Genomic DNA, 19,588 nt, shown 5'->3' with positions numbered 1-19,588 from the left:
AAAGTTTTCCGAATCTGTTCGTTGGTTTTTACCGGTGGATACTCTAGAAAAAACGAAGGAGGTTACTTTATGCAGGCACAAGTAAAAACGTGGGGGAATAGTCAGGGGATTCGCATTTCAAAGGAAATATTAAAAGCTGCAAATATAAGAGCTTCTAAGACTGGTATTACAAACTGTTATTACATTTTACAATAATTATGTTGACTTATAGAAAATCCATGATATGATTCAAATGTTAGATTTAGGAAATGGTAATTTTATGAAGGAAAACAAGGGGTAAAAAAGATGAATTATAACAAGATTGTACAGGGAATCCTGGACATCGGAGAAGCGATGCTTCAAAGTGGTGCAGAGAATTTCCGTTTGGAAGACAGCTTTTACCGCATGTGCAGAAGCTATGGATTTAAGAGATCGGATGTATTTGTCATTCCGAGTAATATACAGGTGACGGTGGAGACACCGGAAGGCGAGATTATTACACAGATACGTCATATCGAGTCGTCGGAGCCGAATTTTGACCAGCTGGATTATCTGAATAATCTGTGCAGATATGTCTGTCAGCATACACCGGATGAAAATGAGATGCGTGAGAAGTATCTGGAAGTTATCAATCGTGAACCACAGAAGCGTATCACAAGATATGCGGCAGGAATCATGGGTGGAACAGGATTTGCTGTATTTTTCGGGTGTAACCTCTGGGATGCGGTCATTGCATTTATAGTATCGGTGATGATCGTTGCAGTCGGTGACTGGCTTGCGAAGCGTGAAAGCAACTTACTGGTTTACAATGGTATTCTTGCGTTTATATCAGAAGTGATTATTATCGGAGCTTTGAAGATGGGAATTGCAGATCATCCGGACCGTATTATGATCGGTATCGTCATGCTTCTGATCAGCGGATTGAGTACAACGAACGGAATCAGGGATCTTCTTCAGAGAGACTTCATTTCCGGATTCATTAATATTATGAATTCGTTCCTTGGAGCAGCGGGAATTGCATTTGGAATTGGTCTGGCGATCATATTATTCCATGAGGGATATTCCGATCATTTTATCCTGAATCACAGTGTACCGATTCAGCTGCTCTCCTGCACGGTTGCGTGTACTGGATTTGCATTATGGTTCAAGATCCGTGGAAAACAGGTATGGTATAACAGTATCGGAGCATTTTTTACATGGGCAATCTATGTTGCAGTATACGCAGTAAAACCGAGTAACTTCCTGGCAACCATGATTGCAGCAGGATTTGTTGGATTTTATGCATTTATCATGTCCAGAGTAAATAAAGCACCTTCAACCATCTTTTTGACTGCATCGGTATTCCCGCTGATCCCAGGACCGAATCTGTACTATGTAATGTACGGGTGTGTCAGCCAGGATCCGCAGATGGTTTTTGAGGAGACGATTATTCTTCTGGCGACCTGCCTTGCAATTGCATTCGGATTTATCATCGTAGATGTGGCATCCAGAAGTATCATGCATGCAATGAAGAGAGAATATCATATCGGTAAAAGCGCATTGAATCTTCCGCTGATCGGTGGAAAGAAATAATAATTGAAATCCATGAATTATGAAAAGTTAGTACAGGGAATCCTGAATATAGGAGAAGCAATGTTACAGTGCGGGGCGGAAATCTTCCGGGTAGAAGACAGTCTGTACCGTATGTATAAGAGCTATGGTTTCGTAAAATATGATGTATATGTGATTCCAAGTAATATACAGGTGACGGTGGAGTCGCCGGAAGGTGAGATTCTCACACAGATCAGGCATATAGAGTCTACAGGGGCAGATTACGACAGGCTGAATTATCTGAATGCCCTGTCACGGTATGTCTGTGCATATAATCCGGATGACAAAGAACTGGTCAGGCGCTATAAAAAAGTAATGGCACGGCCGGATCAGAGTGAACTGATCACAGGAATCGCACAGATTACAGGTGGAACGGCGTTTACCGTATTCTTCGGTGGAGATATACAGGATGCAGTTGTTGCATTGATTGTCTGCCTGATGATCGTTCTGGCAGGCAGATGGCTTGGTAAGCGGGAGGGCAACCCGATGATCTACAATCTGATCCTGGCATTCTTATCGGAGGTTGTGATCATCAGTGCTGCCAGGATCGGATTGGGAGATCATCCGGACCGTATCATGATAGGAATTATCATGTTGTTAGTCAGTGCACTTGGTGTGATCAATGGGATACGTGATGTGATGCAGAGAAACTTTATATCCGGAGCACTGGAAGTAATGAATTCAATGCTTGGTGCGTTTGGCATTGCTTCCGGGATCGCACTTGCAATGCTGTTGATGGGAAATATATCGGCAGAAGGATTTGATGTGAATAAAAATACCGTGATTCAGCTGATTTCCTGTACGATAGGCTGTATCGGTTATGCAAGCTGGTTCAAAATACGGGGAAAGAAAATCCTGTATTCTGGTGTCGGGGCATTTCTGACATGGGGGATATATTTACTGGTGTATGCATGGTATCCGAATAATTTTTCCGCAATAGTAGCTGCGTCCTGTTTTGTTGCAGGATATGCATTTATTATGTCGAGAATCGATCATGCGCCGTCCACGGTCTTCCTGACCGCATCGGTCTTTCCGTTGATGCCGGGAGCAAGGCTGTATTATCTGATGTATGGTGTAGTCAGCAGAAATTTTTCAATGGCAGCAGAACATGCACGGGTATTGCTCGAAACGTGTCTTGGTATTGCATTTGGATTTATTATTGTAGATGTGATTTCAAGAAGTATCATGCGGGCGCAGGGAAAAGAATATCACATGGGGAAAAAGTCTACAGTTATTAAAAAAGATGAAAAATAAAGACTGTGTTACGAGCATCCGGATGATGCAGGTGAATTTTCCGGATTGACAATTTTCCATCCTTATAATATAGTAAAAGACAAAGAGAAGATCTGATGACTGACGGATAATGTGGAGTACCACAGGGAAATCAGATACTTGGTAGAAGCCGACCGTCTGGGCAGCATTTATCCTAAATAGGATGAGTGTTGTCCTTTTTTTACAACACCGGATACAGAAGAACCGGTAGTGTTGTATGAAAAGGACCGGGAATTCAGAAAGACAACATACGATCAGGAGGAAATGAATGATGAAAACAGATATTGAGATCGCACAGGAATGTATGATGGAGCCTATCACAAAGGTGGCAGAAAAAGCAGGAATTCCAGAAGAATATCTGGAACAGTATGGAAAGTATAAAGCAAAGATTGATTATAATTTTTTAAAGAAATCAGATAAAGAAGACGGGAAGCTGATTCTTGTGACCGCAATCAATCCGACACCGGCAGGAGAGGGTAAGACAACTACCACGGTAGGTCTTGCAGATGCCCTGCAGAGAATGGGGAAAAAGCCCATGGTGGCACTTCGTGAGCCATCTCTTGGACCTGTATTCGGTATGAAGGGAGGAGCTGCGGGCGGAGGATACGCGCAGGTTGTTCCGATGGAAGATATCAACCTTCATTTTACGGGAGATTTTCATGCGATCGGAGCTGCGAATAACTTACTGGCAGCAATGATCGACAACCATATCTATCAGGGAAATGACCTGAATATTGATCCAAGAAAAATTGTATGGAAGAGATGTGTGGATATGAATGACCGTCAGCTCCGTTTCATCACAGACGGACTTGGCGGAAGGGTAAATGGTGTGCCGAGAGAAGACGGCTATGATATCACTGTTGCTTCTGAAATCATGGCAATCCTCTGCCTCTCGAAGGATATTGCAGATCTGAAAGAAAGACTCGGAAAGATTATTGTTGGTTATACTTATGGCAAGATCGCAGACCAAAAACCGGTAACAGCACATGACCTGCATGCAGAAGGTGCGATGTGCGCACTTCTGAAAGATGCTTTGAAACCGAACCTGGTACAGACACTGGAGCATACACCTGCAATCGTGCATGGCGGACCATTTGCCAATATCGCGCACGGATGCAACTCACTGACGGCGACCAGAATGGCAATGAAGCTTGCAGATTATGCGATCACAGAAGCAGGATTCGGAGAAGACTTAGGGGCAGAGAAATTCCTGGATATCAAATGCCGTATGGCAGGAATCAAACCGGATGCAGTCGTGATCGTAGCAACTGTAAGAGCTCTCAAGTATAACGGCGGCGTTGCAAAACCGGATCTGAATGAAGAAAATCTGGAAGCATTAGAAAATGGAATTCCGAACTTAATGAAACATGTGGATAATATTAAGAACGTATATGGACTTCCATGTGTTGTTGCGATCAATGCGTTCCCGACGGATACCAAAGCGGAACTGGATCTTGTAGAGGAGAAATGTAAAGAGGTCGGAGTAAACGTGGCACTTTCCGAAGTATGGGCAAAGGGCGGCGAAGGCGGTCTGAAGCTTGCAGAAGAAGTGGTACGTCTGTGTGAGGAACCAGGTGATTTTCACTATGCATATGAACTTGAAGGAACGATCGAAGATAAATTGGATCAGATCGTGCAGAAGATCTATGGCGGTAATAAAGCAGTACTTACGGCAGCAGCCCAGAAGCAGGTAAAACAGCTGACGGATCTTGGATTCGGCAACGCACCGATCTGTATGGCGAAGACACAGTACAGTCTGACCGATGATCCGAAGAAACTTGGAGCACCGAAAGACTTTGACATTACAGTCCGCAACCTGAAAGTCTCTGCGGGGGCAGGATTCATTGTAGCCCTGACAGGAGACATCATGACGATGCCTGGTCTTCCGAAGGTTCCGGCAGCAGAAAGAATTGACGTGGATGATGAAGGAAGGATCACAGGATTATTCTAAGTGTAGATAAAGTTAACAGTAAAATCCGGCGGCTTTTGTGAGGCCTGCCGGATTTTTTGACATTTTTTGACATAAGATTTACAGGATTTTGAAAAACAGCAGGAGAATATGTGCTAGAATTTCAAGTTAGTGTTATAATGCAAGAAGTAAAAAACGGCAAGCAGGCATGGCTGCCCGGCTGTGATTTGAAAAGGAGGAATGCTTATGCGTCAATGCCCGAATTGCAAGTCTGACAATCCAGATGATGCCCGTTTCTGCAATTATTGTGGAATGCGTCTTCCCGAATCAAAAGAGGAAACATTATATAATGATCTGGAAGGACTGGAAAAAGCCCGGAAGGTAGAATTTTCCGATCAGGAGATAGCAGAGGAATCGGAGAAAGTAATTGATGAAGCGAAGAAATTATTCGAACCAGAGTGGAGCGGAGAACCGGAAGAAAATGATGGTCTGAAAAAGCAGCTCACGATTCCGGAGAATCTGGACCATATGATCGAAGAAGTGACGCGGGAAGAACTGGAACAGGAACTTCACAGGAAGATCAAGCTGAGAGAACAGGATCTGAAAGAGAATGAAACTCCGGAAGAAGAACCGGTTGAAGAACCGACCAGAATGATCGGAGAGGACAGCAAAGAAGAGGCAGATGAGCCGACACGTATGTTCACAGGGGATATCGGAGATTTCATCAAGAAGAAAAAGGACTATGAAGATGTTCCGGAAGAAGATGCATATGAGGAAATTCTTCAGTCATGGGAGAGAAAGCGGAAAGAAAAGAAGATAAAACGGGAAAAAGAAGGAAAAGATCCGAGTCGTGTGCCGCAATTTATCCGGGATAAACGTTCCTGGTCAGATATGACAACCGGACAAAAGAAAGCAGTGAAAAGAATTGCAGCAGGGATCCTTATAGTTGCTGTATTCTGTATTATAGAAGTATATCACGGTCGCCCGGAGGCGGTGGCAGAGCGCTATTGTAAGGCATACATACAGGAAAACTGGAAGAAGGCAGGGCGCTTGTCAGATCTTCCGGAAAACGGATATGTAACGCAGGATGAATATGTAAGCTATATGAAGAAAAATGCAGTTACTGGGATTTCCGGTTATGAAATAAAAGAGACAAAGGAAAATCGTCAGACAGAGGTAGAATCCGGCGGAAAGCAGCGTGCATTTACCGTTGTATATAAGACAGAAGATAACAAAGAAAAGACGAAGATGCTTATTGTTCAAAAACAGAAAAAACGAAACTTTCTTTTTTTTACTGATTGGAAAGTATCATCAGACGAGATAGTAGCAAATGACTTTAATCTCTATCTTCCGGCAGGTTCCAAAGCCTGGATCGATGATATAAAACTGACGGAGGATTCTAAGCTGAAAGATGACTCTGACAATCTGGAACAATACAAAGTGTCATTGATTGAAGGGGAACATAAGATCAAGGTAAAAGTTCCGTGCTTCCGGATGTACCGGTCCGGGTTCCAGGCGTCAGATAAAGGAAATGCGACGATTTCCAAGATGAAGATATCGGAAAATGGGAAAAAGAAATTTAACAGAAAGATGAAGGACATTCTGAACGCATATGTGAAAGCTGCGAAGGCAGGCAAATCTTTCTCTGAAGTAGCAGGATTGTTTGAGAAGGATTCTTCCTGCAAAAAAGAGAACAAAGAATTCTATAATGACCTGAAGAAGCAACTCGGTTCCGGAGACGGTTATATAACGAAAGAAGTAAAACTTGATAATTATGAAGGAAAATATGTGATCAGCGGTGTAACAGGAGTGGTCAGGGGAACGTTGTCCTATGATTATAAAGTTACTTTTAAAGAAGAAAATAAAAATGAAAGCCGGTCTGTGTCAGAAACAGGTGATGGCGTAGAAGATGCAGACGGAAGTTCGCAGATGAGCGCCGAATTTGTGTATCAGAATGGAAGTTATCAGCTGCGTTCCGTTAATCCCGGAAATATCTGGTATAAGCAGCTGCAGTAGATTTATTCCCAAAAAGTTCTTTCAAAAAAATGCAAATAATATAGGAAAAAGCTTGCTTTTTAAGCCTGGATATGATACGATATTCGGGCGAATGGAAGTAGGCTTTTTTTTTATGCCTAAAATCGGGCAGCATCGCAAGCTGCCACGAAACACGTTAACTAAGAATATAAAGCGAGGTGGAAGTTGTGCGTACAAGAATCACATTGGAGTGTACAGAATGCAAGCAGCGTAACTACAACATGACAAAGGATAAGAAATCTCATCCGGAACGTATGGAAACCAAGAAGTACTGCAGATTCTGTAAGAAACACACATTGCACAAAGAGACAAAATAATCGCCGCAAGAAGGAGTGAATGTCGATGAGTAGTAAGAAAACTCAGAAGGAGAGCTGGTTCAAGGGTCTTGACAGAGAATTCAAGAAGATCGTGTGGCCAGACAAGATGACAGTTGCAAAAGAGACGGCAGCGGTTGTTTCTGTATCCGTGGTCCTGGGAGCGATTATCGCACTTGTAGATTTTTTCGCCCAGTACGGAGTAGATTTATTAATTAAATAACTCAAAACGGACAAGAAAGGTGAGATTATGTCAGAGGCAAAATGGTACGTAGTTCATACCTATTCAGGGTACGAGAACAAAGTAAAAGCCAACATTGATAAGACAATCGAGAACAGACATCTTGAGGATCAGATCCTTGAAGTAAGAGTACCGCTGGAAGACGTTGTTGAGATGAAGAACGGTGTCCAGAAAGTATCTCAGAAAAAGATGTTTCCAGGCTATGTGTTGATACACATGATTATGAACGATGATACATGGTACGTTGTTCGTAATACAAGAGGTGTGACAGGATTTGTCGGACCTGGATCTAAGCCGGTGCCGCTTACAGATGCGGAGATGGCTCCTCTGGGAATCCAGAGAGAGGAAGTAGTCATGGACTACGAGGAGGGCGACACAGTCCAGGTAATCGCTGGAGCATGGGCGGATACGGTTGGTGTAATCCAGTCTATCAACATGCAGAAGCAGAGCCTTACTATTAATGTTGAGCTCTTCGGCCGCGAGACCCCGGTTGAAATTGGTTTCGCAGAAGTTAAGAAAATGTAACAGTAAGTGGGAGGGGCGTTATATGTTCCCCGCCATCACCACAAGGAGGTAATTGAAATGGCAAAAAAAGTAGAAGGTTATATTAAATTACAGATCCCAGCCGGCAAAGCTACTCCGGCACCACCGGTTGGACCTGCTCTTGGTCAGCACGGTGTAAACATCGTTGAATTTACAAAACAGTTCAACGCTAAGACAGCAGATCAGGGAGACATGATCATCCCTGTAGTTATCACAGTTTACAATGACAGAAGTTTCAGCTTCATCACAAAGACACCACCGGCAGCAGTTCTGATCAAAAAGGCCTGCAACATCAAATCTGGTTCAGGTGTGCCTAACAAAACAAAGGTTGCTACAATCACAAAAGCTCAGGTAGAGGAAATCGCTAAGACAAAGATGCCTGACCTGAACGCTGCTACAATCGAGAGCGCTATGAGCATGGTAGAAGGTACATGCCGCTCTATGGGTGTAACTGTAACAGAATAATTGATGAAGATTAATGTGGGAGGGTTATCCCGACAATACCACTAGGAGGTTTATAGAATGAAAAGAGGAAAGAAATACGTTGAAGCTGCGAAAACAATCGACAGAGGAACACTCTACGATGTAGCAGACGCAGTATCATTAGTTAAAAAGACTGCAACAGCAAAATTCGATGAGACAATTGAAGCTCATATCAGAACTGGATGTGACGGACGTCACGCTGACCAGCAGATTCGTGGAGCAGTTGTTCTGCCACACGGAACTGGTAAAAAGGTTCGTATTCTTGTATTTGCGAAAGATGCCAAAGCTGAAGAAGCTAAAGCAGCCGGAGCAGATTTCGTAGGTGGAGAAGAACTTATTCCTAAGATCCAGAATGAAAACTGGTTTGAATTCGATGTAGTAGTAGCTACACCAGACATGATGGGTGTTGTTGGACGTCTCGGACGTGTACTTGGACCTAAGGGATTAATGCCAAACCCGAAGGCTGGTACAGTAACAATGGACGTTACAAAAGCTATCCAGGAAATCAAAGCTGGTAAGATCGAGTACAGACTTGATAAGACAAACATTATCCATGTGCCAGTAGGTAAAGCAAGCTTTACTGAAGAACAGCTTACAGACAACTTCCAGACGCTTATTGATGCGATTAACAAAGTAAGACCTGCAGCAGTTAAGGGACAGTACCTTAAGAGCGTAACACTTACTTCAACAATGGGACCTGGTGTAAAAATCAACCCAATGAAGCTTGTTTAATCCGCAAGATAATAATGAATAAAAACTCCGTATACAGATGTGATGCTGTATACGGAGTTTTTTTATACCAAAGTTTTTTTGTAAAAGAAAATGAAAAATCTCTTGACAATAACACACGCATATGATAATATACTACAGGACTGCCGAAGACAGTAGGTGCTTGAAAGAGCGTAAGAACACATTTTATGCGGACGCCTACCGAGGAAAGATCGATACTAAAGTATGACTTATCAACCTCTATGTCTTTGGATATAGAGGTTTTTTACATTTATATCTGTCGGCGGTGTAAACTTACAAATCTACAAGGAGGTGCACCATTCGTGGCAAAAGTTGAATTAAAACAACCAGTTGTACAGGCTATTGCAGAGGACGTGAAAGACGCAACAAGCGTTGTCCTTGTTGACTACCGTGGACTGACTGTTGCAGAAGATACAGAGATGCGTAAACAGTTAAGAGAAGCAGGCGTTGTCTACAAAGTTTGTAAGAACACAATGATGAAGAGAGCTTTTGAAGGAACTGATTTCGCAGCATTAGATGAGCACTTAGAAGGACCAAGTGCTATCGCTATTTCTAAAGATGATGCAACAGCTCCGGCAAGAATCCTTTGCAAATTTGCAAAGAATGCAAAAGCCCTTGAATTAAAAGCAGGTGTGGTTGAAGGAACATTATATGATGTAGACGCATTAAATGAACTTGCTAAGATTCCTTCAAGAGAAGAGCTTCTTTCCAAATTACTTGGAAGCTTACAGTCACCTATCACAAACCTGGCTCGCGTTCTCAATCAGATCGCAGAAAAAGGTGGAGCAGATGCTTGTGAAGCAGCTCCGGCAGCAGAAGAAGCTGCAGAAGCACCAGCAGCTGAATAGGCTGATGGCAGCGTAATAATTTATTTCAAAAAAGAAAATAAGAAAAATGGAGGAAAATAAAATGGCAAAGTTAACAACAGAAGAATTTATTGAAGCTATCAAAGAGTTATCTGTATTAGAGTTAAATGATCTTGTAAAAGCTTGTGAAGAAGAATTTGGTGTATCCGCAGCAGCAGGTGTTGTAGTTGCAGCAGCTGGAGCAGAAGGTGGAGCAGCAGCAGAAGAGAAAGATGAGTTCGATGTAGAATTAGTTTCTGCAGGAGCAGCTAAGGTTAAAGTTATCAAAGTTGTTCGTGAAGTAACAGGACTTGGACTGAAAGAAGCTAAAGCATTAGTTGACGAAGCTCCAAAGGTAATCAAAGAAGGCGCTTCTAAAGCTGAGGCTGAAGAAATCAAGACTAAACTTGAAGCAGAAGGTGCTGAAGTTAACCTTAAATAATTCGAGTTTGATTGAATTATCAGGGCATTCCGGTGACGGGATGCCCTTTCGTATTATAAGGGATGCTGAATATAAGAAAGAACTGAAAAAATAGTGCGGATTTGCTTGACATACTTGACAGGCCTGTGCTATAGTAAAAAATGCGCTATTGTGGATAGTTATGCCATGATTTCGTAAAAAAAACAATAAATTGTGTTGTTTTTTGAGACTCTGCAAGTTATATGGGCAGTGAAAAGCCCAGCCAGAAAAATAAATGAGGAGTGAAACGTCAATATGGAGAAAAACAGAATTCGTCCTATTAAAAGTGGAAAAAGTTCACGAATGAGTTATGCCCGACAGAAAGAAGTCGTTCAGATGCCTAACTTGATCGAAGTTCAGACAGATTCTTACAAGTGGTTTCTGGATGAAGGGTTAAATGAAGTGTTCGATGACATTTCCCCAATTACAGATTACAGTGGAAAATTAAGCTTGGATTTCGTGGATTTTACTTTGTGTGAGAATGAAGTGAAATACACGATTGATGAGTGTAAAGAACGTGATGCAACATATGCTGCACCTCTGAAAGTCAAAGTAAGACTTCACAATAAAGAGACAGATGAGATCAATGAGCATGAGATCTTTATGGGAGATCTTCCACTGATGACAAGAACAGGTACTTTTGTGATCAATGGTGCGGAACGTGTAATTGTCAGCCAGTTAGTTCGTTCTCCTGGTATCTATTATGCCATTGCACATGACAAATTAGGTAAAAAACTGTATTCAGCTACCGTAATCCCGAACCGTGGTGCATGGCTGGAGTATGAGACGGATTCTAATGACGTTTTCTATGTACGTGTAGATAGAACAAGAAAGGTACCGATTACTGTGTTGATTCGTGCATTGGGAATCGGTACAAATCCAGAGATTATTGAACTCTTTGGAGAAGAGCCGAAGATCCTGGCAAGTTTTGAGAAAGATGCTGCAACGAATTATCAGGAAGGACTTCTGGAATTATATAAGAAGATCCGTCCGGGTGAACCTCTGGCAGTAGACAGTGCTGAAAGTCTGATCACAAGTATGTTCTTTGATCCGAGACGTTATGATCTTGCAAAAGTAGGACGTTACAAGTTCAATAAGAAGCTTGCGTTAAAGAACCGTATCAGTGGTCAGGTGCTGGCAGAAGATGTTGCAAGCCCAATGACAGGGGAAGTTCTGGCAGAAGCAGGAACCAAGATCACAAGAGAACTGGCTTCCGCAATCCAGAACAATGCAGTTCCATATGTATGGATCAGCGTAGAAGAGACAGAACGACCGATCAAGGTAGTTTCAAATATGATGGTTGACCTTGATGCTGTTGTTGATGTGGATCCGGAAGAAGTAGGGGTTACAGAGCAGGTATATTATCCTGTGCTTGCTGGAATTCTGGAAGAGACAGCCGGAGACATTGATGAATTAAAGGATGCGATCAAGAGAGACATCCACGATCTGATTCCAAAGCATATCACAAAAGAAGATATCTTAGCTTCTATTAACTATAATATGCATCTGGAATATGGCATCGGAACAGATGATGATATCGACCACCTGGGTAACAGACGTATCCGTTCTGTAGGAGAACTGCTTCAGAATCAGTACAGAATCGGTCTTTCTCGTCTGGAAAGAGTGGTTCGTGAAAGAATGACAACACAGGATATGGAGGGCATTTCTCCACAATCCCTGATCAATATCAAACCTGTAACAGCAGCAGTGAAAGAATTCTTCGGATCTTCCCAGCTGTCACAGTTCATGGATCAGAACAATCCGCTTGGTGAGCTGACTCATAAGAGACGTCTTTCAGCGTTGGGACCTGGTGGTCTGTCAAGAGACCGTGCAGGATTCGAGGTACGAGATGTACACTATTCTCACTACGGAAGAATGTGTCCGGTAGAGACACCTGAAGGACCTAACATCGGTCTGATCAACTCTCTTGCAAGTTATGCAAGAATTAATGAGTATGGATTTATCGAGGCTCCATACCGTAAGATCAACCATGATGATCCGACTAACCCGGTAGTTACAGATGAAGTTGTATACATGACAGCGGATGAAGAAGATAATTATCATGTAGCACAGGCGAACGAGCAGTTAGATGAAGAAGGACATTTTGTACGTAAAAATGTATCTGGTCGTTACCGTGAAGAGACACAGGAATATGAAAGAAGAATGTTCGATTATATGGACGTATCTCCTAAGATGGTATTCTCTGTGGCTACAGCTTTAATCCCATTCCTTCAGAATGATGATGCGAACCGTGCCCTGATGGGATCAAACATGCAGCGTCAGGCAGTACCGCTCCTGTTTACCGAGGCTCCGGCAGTAGGAACAGGTATGGAAGAAAAAGCTGCCGTTGACTCCGGTGTATGTGTGGTCGCTGAAGAAGGCGGTACGGTAGAACGTTCTACTTCTACAGAGATTACAGTTCGTCAGGATGACGGAAAACTGAAAAAATATAAATTAACAAAATTCCAGAGAAGTAACCAGAGCAACTGTTATAACCAGAGACCAATCGTCTTCAAAGGAGACAGAGTCGAAAAAGGCGAGGTTATTGCAGATGGACCATCTACATCTAATGGTGAACTTGGACTTGGAAAGAACCCGCTGATCGGATTCATGACATGGGAAGGTTACAACTACGAGGATGCTGTTCTGCTTAGTGAAAGACTGGTGCAGGATGATGTATATACTTCTATTCATATTGAAGAATATGAAGCAGAAGCACGTGATACAAAGCTTGGACCAGAAGAGATCACACGCGACATTCCAGGTGTTGGTGATGATGCACTGAAGAATCTGGATGAAAGAGGAATCATCCGTGTCGGAGCAGAAGTCCGTGCCGGAGATATCCTGGTAGGTAAGGTTACTCCTAAGGGAGAGACAGAGCTTACAGCTGAAGAAAGACTGCTTCGTGCAATCTTCGGTGAGAAAGCCCGTGAAGTAAGAGATACTTCTCTTAAAGTACCTCATGGAGAATATGGTATTGTAGTGGATGCAAAGGTATTTACAAGAGAGAATGGTGATGAGATGTCACCTGGAGTAAACCAGTCAGTCCGTATCTATATTGCACAGAAGAGAAAAATCTCTGTCGGTGACAAGATGGCCGGACGTCATGGTAACAAGGGTGTTGTTTCCCGTGTACTTCCGGTTGAAGACATGCCATTCCTGCCGAATGGACGTCCACTGGATATCGTGCTGAATCCACTGGGTGTACCGTCACGTATGAATATCGGTCAGGTCCTGGAGATTCACCTGTCCCTGGCTGCAAAAGCACTTGGATTCAACATCGCAACTCCTGTATTTGACGGAGCGAACGAGATTGATATTATGGATACTCTTGATCTGGCAAATGATTATGTCAACTTAAGCTGGGAAGAGTTTGAAGCAAAACATAAAGAAGAACTTCTTCCGGAAGTACTGCAGTATCTGTCAGACAACAGAGAACACAGAAAACTCTGGAAAGGTGTTCCGCTTTCAAGAGATGGTAAGGTCCGCCTGCGTGACGGACGTACGGGTGAGTACTTCGACAGCCCGGTAACCATCGGACACATGCATTACCTGAAACTGCACCACCTGGTAGACGACAAGATCCATGCACGTTCTACAGGTCCTTACTCACTGGTTACACAGCAGCCATTAGGAGGAAAGGCTCAGTTCGGTGGACAGCGTTTCGGAGAAATGGAGGTATGGGCACTGGAGGCTTATGGTGCATCATACACACTGCAGGAAATCCTGACTGTGAAGTCAGATGATGTCATCGGACGTGTGAAGACTTACGAAGCAATCATCAAGGGTGAGAATATTCCTGAACCGGGAATTCCGGAATCCTTCAAGGTATTGCTCAAAGAGTTACAGTCACTCGGACTGGACGTACGTGTCTTACGTGATGACAATACAGAAGTGGAGATTATGGAAACTTCCGATATGGGAGAGACAGATTTCCGTTCTCTGATCGAGGGAGACAGAAGATATCGTAATGATGATGACGAAGACTTTGGTAAACACGGATACAGCAAACAGGAATTCCAGGGTGAAGAACTGGTTGATGTAGAAGAAGAACCAGAATCAGACGATGATTTCGATATGAATTTTGAAGAAAATGATGACTATGATTTCGGCGATTCATCTGATGATGAATAGGAAGGGGTCCAAAGTATGCCAGAAAATAATAAGGAACAAACTTATCAGCCAATGACTTTTGATGCGATCAAGATCGGTTTGGCATCACCTGAAAAGATTCTGGAATGGTCAAAAGGAGAAGTTACCAAACCAGAGACCATCAACTATAGAACTTTAAAACCTGAAAAAGACGGACTGTTCTGCGAAAAGATTTTCGGACCAAGCAAGGACTGGGAATGCCATTGTGGAAAGTACAAAAAGATCCGCTATAAAGGTGTGGTCTGCGACCGTTGTGGTGTTGAAGTAACAAAAGCAAGTGTACGTCGTGAGCGCATGGGCCATATCGCCCTTGCTGCTCCTGTATCGCACATCTGGTACTTCAAGGGAATTCCAAGCCGTATGGGACTGATTCTTGATCTGTCCCCGAGAACATTGGAAAAAGTACTGTATTTCGCTTCTTATATCGTACTGGATAAAGGTGAGTCAGATCTGATGTACAAACAGGTATTATCAGAGGCTGAATATCAGGAAGCAAGAGAAAAATGGGGAAGCACATTCCGTGTAGGAATGGGTGCAGAATCCATCAAAGAACTTCTTGAGAACATTGATCTTGAGAAAGAATATACAGAATTGACAGAAGGCTTGAAAGGTGCAACCGGACAGAAACGAGCAAGAATCGTAAAACGTCTGGAAGTAGTAGAAGCTTTCCGTGAGTCTGGAAACAAGCCAGAATGGATGATCATGACAAATATCCCGGTTATCCCACCGGATCTTCGTCCAATGGTACAGCTGGATGGCGGACGTTTTGCGACATCTGACCTGAATGATCTGTACAGAAGAATCATCAACAGAAATAACCGTCTGAGACGTCTTCTTGAATTAGGCGCACCGGACATTATTGTTAGAAATGAAAAGAGAATGCTTCAGGAAGCTGTAGATGCCCTGATTGACAATGGCCGCCGTGGACGTCCGGTAACAGGACCTGGTAACCGTGCACTGAAATCTCTTTCCGATATGCTGAAAGGTAAGTCCGGACGTTTCCGTCAGAACTTGCTTGGTAAGCGTGTTGACTATTCCGGACGTTCCGTTATCGTTGTAGGACCGGAACTTAAGATCTACCAGTGTGGTCTGCCGAAAGAAATGGCAATCGAGCTGTTCAAACCATTTGTTATGAAAGAACTGGTTCAGAACGGAACAGCACACAATATTAAAAATGCTAAGAAGATGGTAGAAAGACTTCAGCCGGAAGTATGGGATGTTCTAGAAGAAGTAATCAAAGAGCATCCGGTTATGCTGAACCGTGCTCCTACACTGCACAGACTTGGTATTCAGGCATTTGAACCGATTCTTGTAGAAGGTAAGGCTATCAAGCTTCATCCACTGGTTTGTACAGCGTTCAACGCCGATTTCGACGGAGACCAGATGGCTGTCCATCTTCCACTTTCCGTAGAAGCACAGGCAGAGTGCCGTTTCTTACTTCTGTCACCGAACAACTTACTGAAGCCGTCTGATGGTGGTCCGGTAGCCGTTCCTTCACAGGATATGGTACTTGGTATCTATTATCTGACTCAGGAGCGTCCTGGTGCCAAGGGAGAAGGCATGATCTTCAAGAGTTTCAACGAAGCACTTCTTGCTTATGAAAATGCTGCTGTAACACTTCATTCACGTGTAAAAGTACGTGTATCCAAGAAGATGGCAGATGGAACAGTGAAGACAGGAACGGTAGAATCTACAGTCGGACGTTTCATGTTTAATGAGATCATTCCACAGGATTTGGGATTTGTAGACCGTGAAGTAGAAGGAAATGAATTGCTTCTGGAAGTTGATTTCCATGTAGGAAAGAAACAGCTGAAACAGATTCTTGAAAAAGTTATCAATACACATGGAGCTACTGCGACAGCAGAAGTACTCGACCATGTAAAGGCTATGGGTTACAAGCTTTCAACAAGAGCTGCCATGACCGTATCCATTTCTGACATGACGGTACCTCCGCAGAAACCGGAGATGATCAAAAATGCGCAGGATACTGTAGATAAGATTACAAAGAACTTCAAACGTGGTCTCATTACAGAAGAAGAAAGATATAAAGAAGTTGTAGAGACATGGAAAGCAACTGACGATGCCCTTACAAAGGCACTGCTTGACGGTCTTGATAAATATAACAACATTTTCATGATGGCAGATTCCGGAGCCCGTGGATCTGACAAACAGATCAAACAGCTTGCAGGTATGCGTGGTCTGATGGCCGATACAACAGGTCACACGATCGAGCTGCCAATTAAATCAAACTTCCGTGAAGGTCTTGATGTACTGGAATACTTCATGTCTGCACATGGAGCTCGAAAAGGTATGTCCGATACAGCTCTTCGTACAGCCGATTCAGGATATCTGACAAGACGTCTGGTAGACGTATCACAGGAACTGATCATCCACGAAGTAGACTGTGCAAAACCGGGAGCACCGATTCCTGGAATGTATGTAAAAGCATTCATGGATGGAAACGAAGTGATCGAAAGTCTGCAGGATCGTATCACAGGACGTTATATCTGTGAGAACATCGTAGATAAAGATGGCAACATCCTTGTAAAGGCAAATCACATGGTAACACCGAAACGTGCAGAGCTGATCTGTAAAAAGGGTGTTGACGAGAAGGGCGAGCCGCTGACACAGATTAAGATCCGTACAATCCTTACATGCCGTTCACATAATGGTGTATGTGCAAAATGTTACGGATCCAACATGGCAACAGGTGAGCCGGTACAGGTTGGAGAAGCTGTCGGAATCATCGCCGCACAGTCAATCGGAGAACCTGGTACACAGCTTACTATGAGAACATTCCATAGTGGTGGTGTAGCCGGTGGAGATATCACACAGGGTCTTCCTCGTGTCGAGGAGCTTTTCGAGGCAAGAAAGCCTAAGGGACTTGCAATTATCACAGAAATCGCAGGAACTGCTAACTTAAATGACACGAAGAAGAAACGTGAGATCATTGTGACAAATAAAGAAACAGGTGAATCCAAAGCATATCTGATCCCTTATGGATCACGTATCAAGGTGGCTGACGGCGCAGAACTGGAAGCCGGTGATGAACTGACAGAAGGTAGTGTAAATCCACACGATATTCTGAGAATCAAAGGACTTCGTGCTGTACAGGATTACATGATCCAGGAAGTTCAGAGAGTATATCGTCTGCAGGGTGTAGAAATCAACGATAAGCATATCGAGGTTATCGTTCGTCAGATGCTGAAGAAGATACGTATCGAAGAGTCCGGAGACACAGAATTCCTCCCGGGAACAAATGTTGACAGACTTGAGTTTGAGGATGTAAATGAAGCTTTGGAAGCAGAAGGTAAAGAACCTGCAACAGGTGAGCAGATCATCATGGGTATTACAAAAGCTTCCCTTGCTACGAATTCATTCCTGTCTGCCGCTTCCTTCCAGGAGACAACAAAAGTCCTGACCGAAGCTGCTATTAAGGGTAAGGTTGATCCGCTGGTAGGTCTGAAAGAGAATGTTATCATTGGTAAACATATTCCTGCCGGAACAGGTATGAGAAAGTATCGTGACATCAAGTTGAACACAGAGATGGAAATGGAAGACGAACTGGATTTTGAGGACGATTTTGATTTTGAATTCAAAGATGCAGATGAGATGAATCAGGAGATTACTCTTGATGAAGGAACAGAAGATGCAGTAGAAGATATTGCAGAAGAAACAGTTGCTGTATCTGAAGATGAAGAATAAAATATAAGTCAAATAAAAAGAAAGTGTTCACACTGAAAAGTGTGGACATTTTCTTTTTTAGTGAAAAATAAGATGATATCGCTAATGTTTACTGTTATTTGTATATATAAATTGACTTTTATATTCAAAAAGTTTATAATAATTGTCAGTGAGAATCGGCGAAAATAGTAACAGATTCTGTCAACATTTTAAGAAAGGTTGGGGTTCTATTATGGATCAAGGTAAACTTACAAGAATATTAAAATCAATGGAGGAGCATGAGGTTCCGCAGATGATCGTTTCTGACCCGGTTGCGATCTTCTATCTGACAGGCAAGTGGATTTTTCCGGGAGAAAGACTTCTGGCATTGTATCTGAATGTGAACGGAAATCATAAAATGGTAATCAACAAATTATTTCCACAGGAATCAGATCTTGGCGTAGATATTATCTATTATGATGACATTGAAGACGGAGTAGAGATCTTAAGCAAGTATGTAGATAAAGATAAGACAATGGGAATTGATAAAACATGGCCGTCAAAATTCCTTATTCGTCTGCAGGAGTTAGGCGGAGGAAGTAAATTTGTAAATGGATCTCCGATCATTGATTATATCCGTATGGTAAAAGATGAGAAAGAAAAAGATCTTATGAGAAAATCTTCTAAGTTAAATGATATTGCTATGGAAAAGATCATTCCATGGGTAGCAAAAGGATTAACTGAGAAAGAATTAAATGCAAAAATGCGTGAAATTTACAAAGAAATCGGATGTGAAGATGTATCGTTCGATCCAATTACAGCATACGGACATGGCGCTGCAGATCCACATCATGTAACAGATGATTCCAAAGGAAAACGCGGAGATTGTGTAATTCTTGATATCGGTGGATTTAAAGATAACTATGCATCGGATATGACAAGAACTGTATTTATCGGTGAAGTATCTGACCGTGCAAAAGAAATTTATGATATCGTAGTTGAAGCAAACAGAAGAGGTATCGAAGCTGCCAAACCGGGAAATAGAATGTGCGACGTTGACCTTGCTGCAAGAAATTACATCGAGGAAAAAGGATTTGGCGAGTATTTCACACACAGAACAGGACATTCTATCGGACTGGAAGATCACGAATTTGGTGATGTATCATCTGTTAATACTGACATCATCAAGGTTGGACAGTGCTTCTCAGTAGAGCCGGGAATCTATCTCCCGGATGAGAACATCGGTGTTCGTATCGAAGACCTTGTAATCATCACAGAAGATGGATGTGAAGTTCTGAATGACTTTACAAAAGACCTGATCGTTGTACCGGAAGAGTAAAATATCAGAATACA

The 19,588-nt window shown here is 42.8% G+C and carries 15 protein-coding genes, 1 riboswitch and 1 other annotated feature; all 15 genes read left to right on the top strand.

Translation table 11 applies throughout. From position 1 onward, the window contains the following. The first annotated feature begins 69 nt into the window (after positions 1-69). The gene (locus NKF87_RS14265; RefSeq protein ID WP_262568865.1) at positions 70-195 is read left to right on the top strand and encodes a hypothetical protein; all 126 of its coding nucleotides are present in this window, start codon (positions 70-72) and stop codon (positions 193-195) included. A gap of 90 nt (positions 196-285) precedes the next feature. After that, positions 286-1,551 (top strand): threonine/serine ThrE exporter family protein, encoded by a 1,266-nt coding sequence (locus tag NKF87_RS12260; RefSeq protein WP_117598172.1) that lies wholly within the window; start codon positions 286-288, stop codon positions 1,549-1,551. Between the two features lie 12 nt (positions 1,552-1,563). Further along, a complete protein-coding gene (locus NKF87_RS12255; protein WP_117598202.1) occupies positions 1,564-2,823 on the top strand; it encodes a threonine/serine exporter family protein in 1,260 nt (419 codons plus the stop codon). Between the two features lie 85 nt (positions 2,824-2,908). Then, a riboswitch (ZMP/ZTP riboswitch) is annotated at positions 2,909-2,992 on the top strand. 120 nt (positions 2,993-3,112) lie between these two features. Then, positions 3,113-4,792 (top strand): formate--tetrahydrofolate ligase, encoded by a 1,680-nt coding sequence (locus NKF87_RS12250; protein WP_171029269.1) that lies wholly within the window; start codon positions 3,113-3,115, stop codon positions 4,790-4,792. Between the two features lie 204 nt (positions 4,793-4,996). Beyond that, entirely contained in the window at positions 4,997-6,766 is a 1,770-nt protein-coding gene (locus NKF87_RS12245) for a zinc ribbon domain-containing protein (RefSeq protein ID WP_181978372.1), read from the top strand. Between the two features lie 185 nt (positions 6,767-6,951). Next, on the top strand, positions 6,952-7,101 hold the full coding sequence (rpmG, locus tag NKF87_RS12240; RefSeq protein WP_028086482.1) for a 50S ribosomal protein L33: 150 nt from the start codon (positions 6,952-6,954) through the stop codon (positions 7,099-7,101). A 19-nt stretch (positions 7,102-7,120) separates the two neighbouring features. Beyond that, positions 7,121-7,321: a preprotein translocase subunit SecE gene (secE, locus tag NKF87_RS12235; RefSeq protein WP_044920309.1), complete on the top strand. Its 201-nt coding sequence runs from the start codon at positions 7,121-7,123 to the stop codon at positions 7,319-7,321. A gap of 27 nt (positions 7,322-7,348) precedes the next feature. Beyond that, on the top strand, positions 7,349-7,864 hold the full coding sequence (nusG, locus tag NKF87_RS12230; RefSeq protein ID WP_006428123.1) for a transcription termination/antitermination protein NusG: 516 nt from the start codon (positions 7,349-7,351) through the stop codon (positions 7,862-7,864). 57 nt (positions 7,865-7,921) lie between these two features. Further along, positions 7,922-8,347, top strand: coding sequence for a 50S ribosomal protein L11 (gene rplK / locus NKF87_RS12225; protein WP_006428124.1), 426 nt, complete (start codon positions 7,922-7,924; stop codon positions 8,345-8,347). Positions 8,348-8,404: 57 nt separating this feature from the next. Beyond that, positions 8,405-9,097, top strand: a complete 693-nt coding sequence (gene rplA, locus NKF87_RS12220) for a 50S ribosomal protein L1 (protein WP_006428125.1) — start codon at positions 8,405-8,407, stop codon at positions 9,095-9,097. A gap of 125 nt (positions 9,098-9,222) precedes the next feature. After that, positions 9,223-9,370, top strand: a sequence feature (ribosomal protein L10 leader region). Positions 9,371-9,417: 47 nt separating this feature from the next. After that, complete coding sequence (gene rplJ / locus NKF87_RS12215; RefSeq protein ID WP_028086478.1) at positions 9,418-9,963, top strand: 50S ribosomal protein L10; 546 nt, start codon at positions 9,418-9,420, stop codon at positions 9,961-9,963. A gap of 61 nt (positions 9,964-10,024) precedes the next feature. After that, the gene (rplL, locus tag NKF87_RS12210) at positions 10,025-10,402 is read left to right on the top strand and encodes a 50S ribosomal protein L7/L12 (RefSeq protein ID WP_028086477.1); all 378 of its coding nucleotides are present in this window, start codon (positions 10,025-10,027) and stop codon (positions 10,400-10,402) included. 273 nt (positions 10,403-10,675) lie between these two features. Continuing rightward, positions 10,676-14,554, top strand: a complete 3,879-nt coding sequence (locus NKF87_RS12205; protein ID WP_253583620.1) for a DNA-directed RNA polymerase subunit beta — start codon at positions 10,676-10,678, stop codon at positions 14,552-14,554. A gap of 15 nt (positions 14,555-14,569) precedes the next feature. Further along, on the top strand, positions 14,570-18,277 hold the full coding sequence (rpoC, locus tag NKF87_RS12200) for a DNA-directed RNA polymerase subunit beta' (RefSeq protein ID WP_117598174.1): 3,708 nt from the start codon (positions 14,570-14,572) through the stop codon (positions 18,275-18,277). Between the two features lie 211 nt (positions 18,278-18,488). After that, positions 18,489-19,574, top strand: a complete 1,086-nt coding sequence (locus NKF87_RS12195; RefSeq protein WP_028087897.1) for a M24 family metallopeptidase — start codon at positions 18,489-18,491, stop codon at positions 19,572-19,574. Positions 19,575-19,588 lie beyond the last annotated feature (14 nt).

The organism is Dorea longicatena (genome assembly GCF_024168045.1).
GTDB lineage: Bacteria > Bacillota > Clostridia > Lachnospirales > Lachnospiraceae > Dorea_A.
The sequence above is the reverse complement of the archived record's forward strand: the minus strand, read 5'-3'. Positions and strand labels throughout refer to the sequence as shown.

Excerpts from the sequence above, each read along its gene's own strand:
- secE (WP_044920309.1), top strand. The coding sequence starts at position 7,121 with ATGTCGATGAGTAGTAAGAAAACTCAGAAGGAGAGCTGGTTCAAGGGT.
- NKF87_RS12205 (WP_253583620.1), top strand. The coding sequence starts at position 10,676 with ATGGAGAAAAACAGAATTCGTCCTATTAAAAGTGGAAAAAGTTCACGA.
- NKF87_RS12195 (WP_028087897.1), top strand. The coding sequence starts at position 18,489 with ATGGATCAAGGTAAACTTACAAGAATATTAAAATCAATGGAGGAGCAT.
- NKF87_RS12245 (WP_181978372.1), top strand. The coding sequence starts at position 4,997 with ATGCGTCAATGCCCGAATTGCAAGTCTGACAATCCAGATGATGCCCGT.
- rplA (WP_006428125.1), top strand. The coding sequence starts at position 8,405 with ATGAAAAGAGGAAAGAAATACGTTGAAGCTGCGAAAACAATCGACAGA.
- NKF87_RS12255 (WP_117598202.1), top strand. The coding sequence starts at position 1,564 with ATGAATTATGAAAAGTTAGTACAGGGAATCCTGAATATAGGAGAAGCA.
- rplL (WP_028086477.1), top strand. The coding sequence starts at position 10,025 with ATGGCAAAGTTAACAACAGAAGAATTTATTGAAGCTATCAAAGAGTTA.
- rplK (WP_006428124.1), top strand. The coding sequence starts at position 7,922 with ATGGCAAAAAAAGTAGAAGGTTATATTAAATTACAGATCCCAGCCGGC.
- NKF87_RS14265 (WP_262568865.1), top strand. The coding sequence starts at position 70 with ATGCAGGCACAAGTAAAAACGTGGGGGAATAGTCAGGGGATTCGCATT.
- nusG (WP_006428123.1), top strand. The coding sequence starts at position 7,349 with ATGTCAGAGGCAAAATGGTACGTAGTTCATACCTATTCAGGGTACGAG.
- NKF87_RS12250 (WP_171029269.1), top strand. The coding sequence starts at position 3,113 with ATGAAAACAGATATTGAGATCGCACAGGAATGTATGATGGAGCCTATC.
- NKF87_RS12260 (WP_117598172.1), top strand. The coding sequence starts at position 286 with ATGAATTATAACAAGATTGTACAGGGAATCCTGGACATCGGAGAAGCG.
- rpoC (WP_117598174.1), top strand. The coding sequence starts at position 14,570 with ATGCCAGAAAATAATAAGGAACAAACTTATCAGCCAATGACTTTTGAT.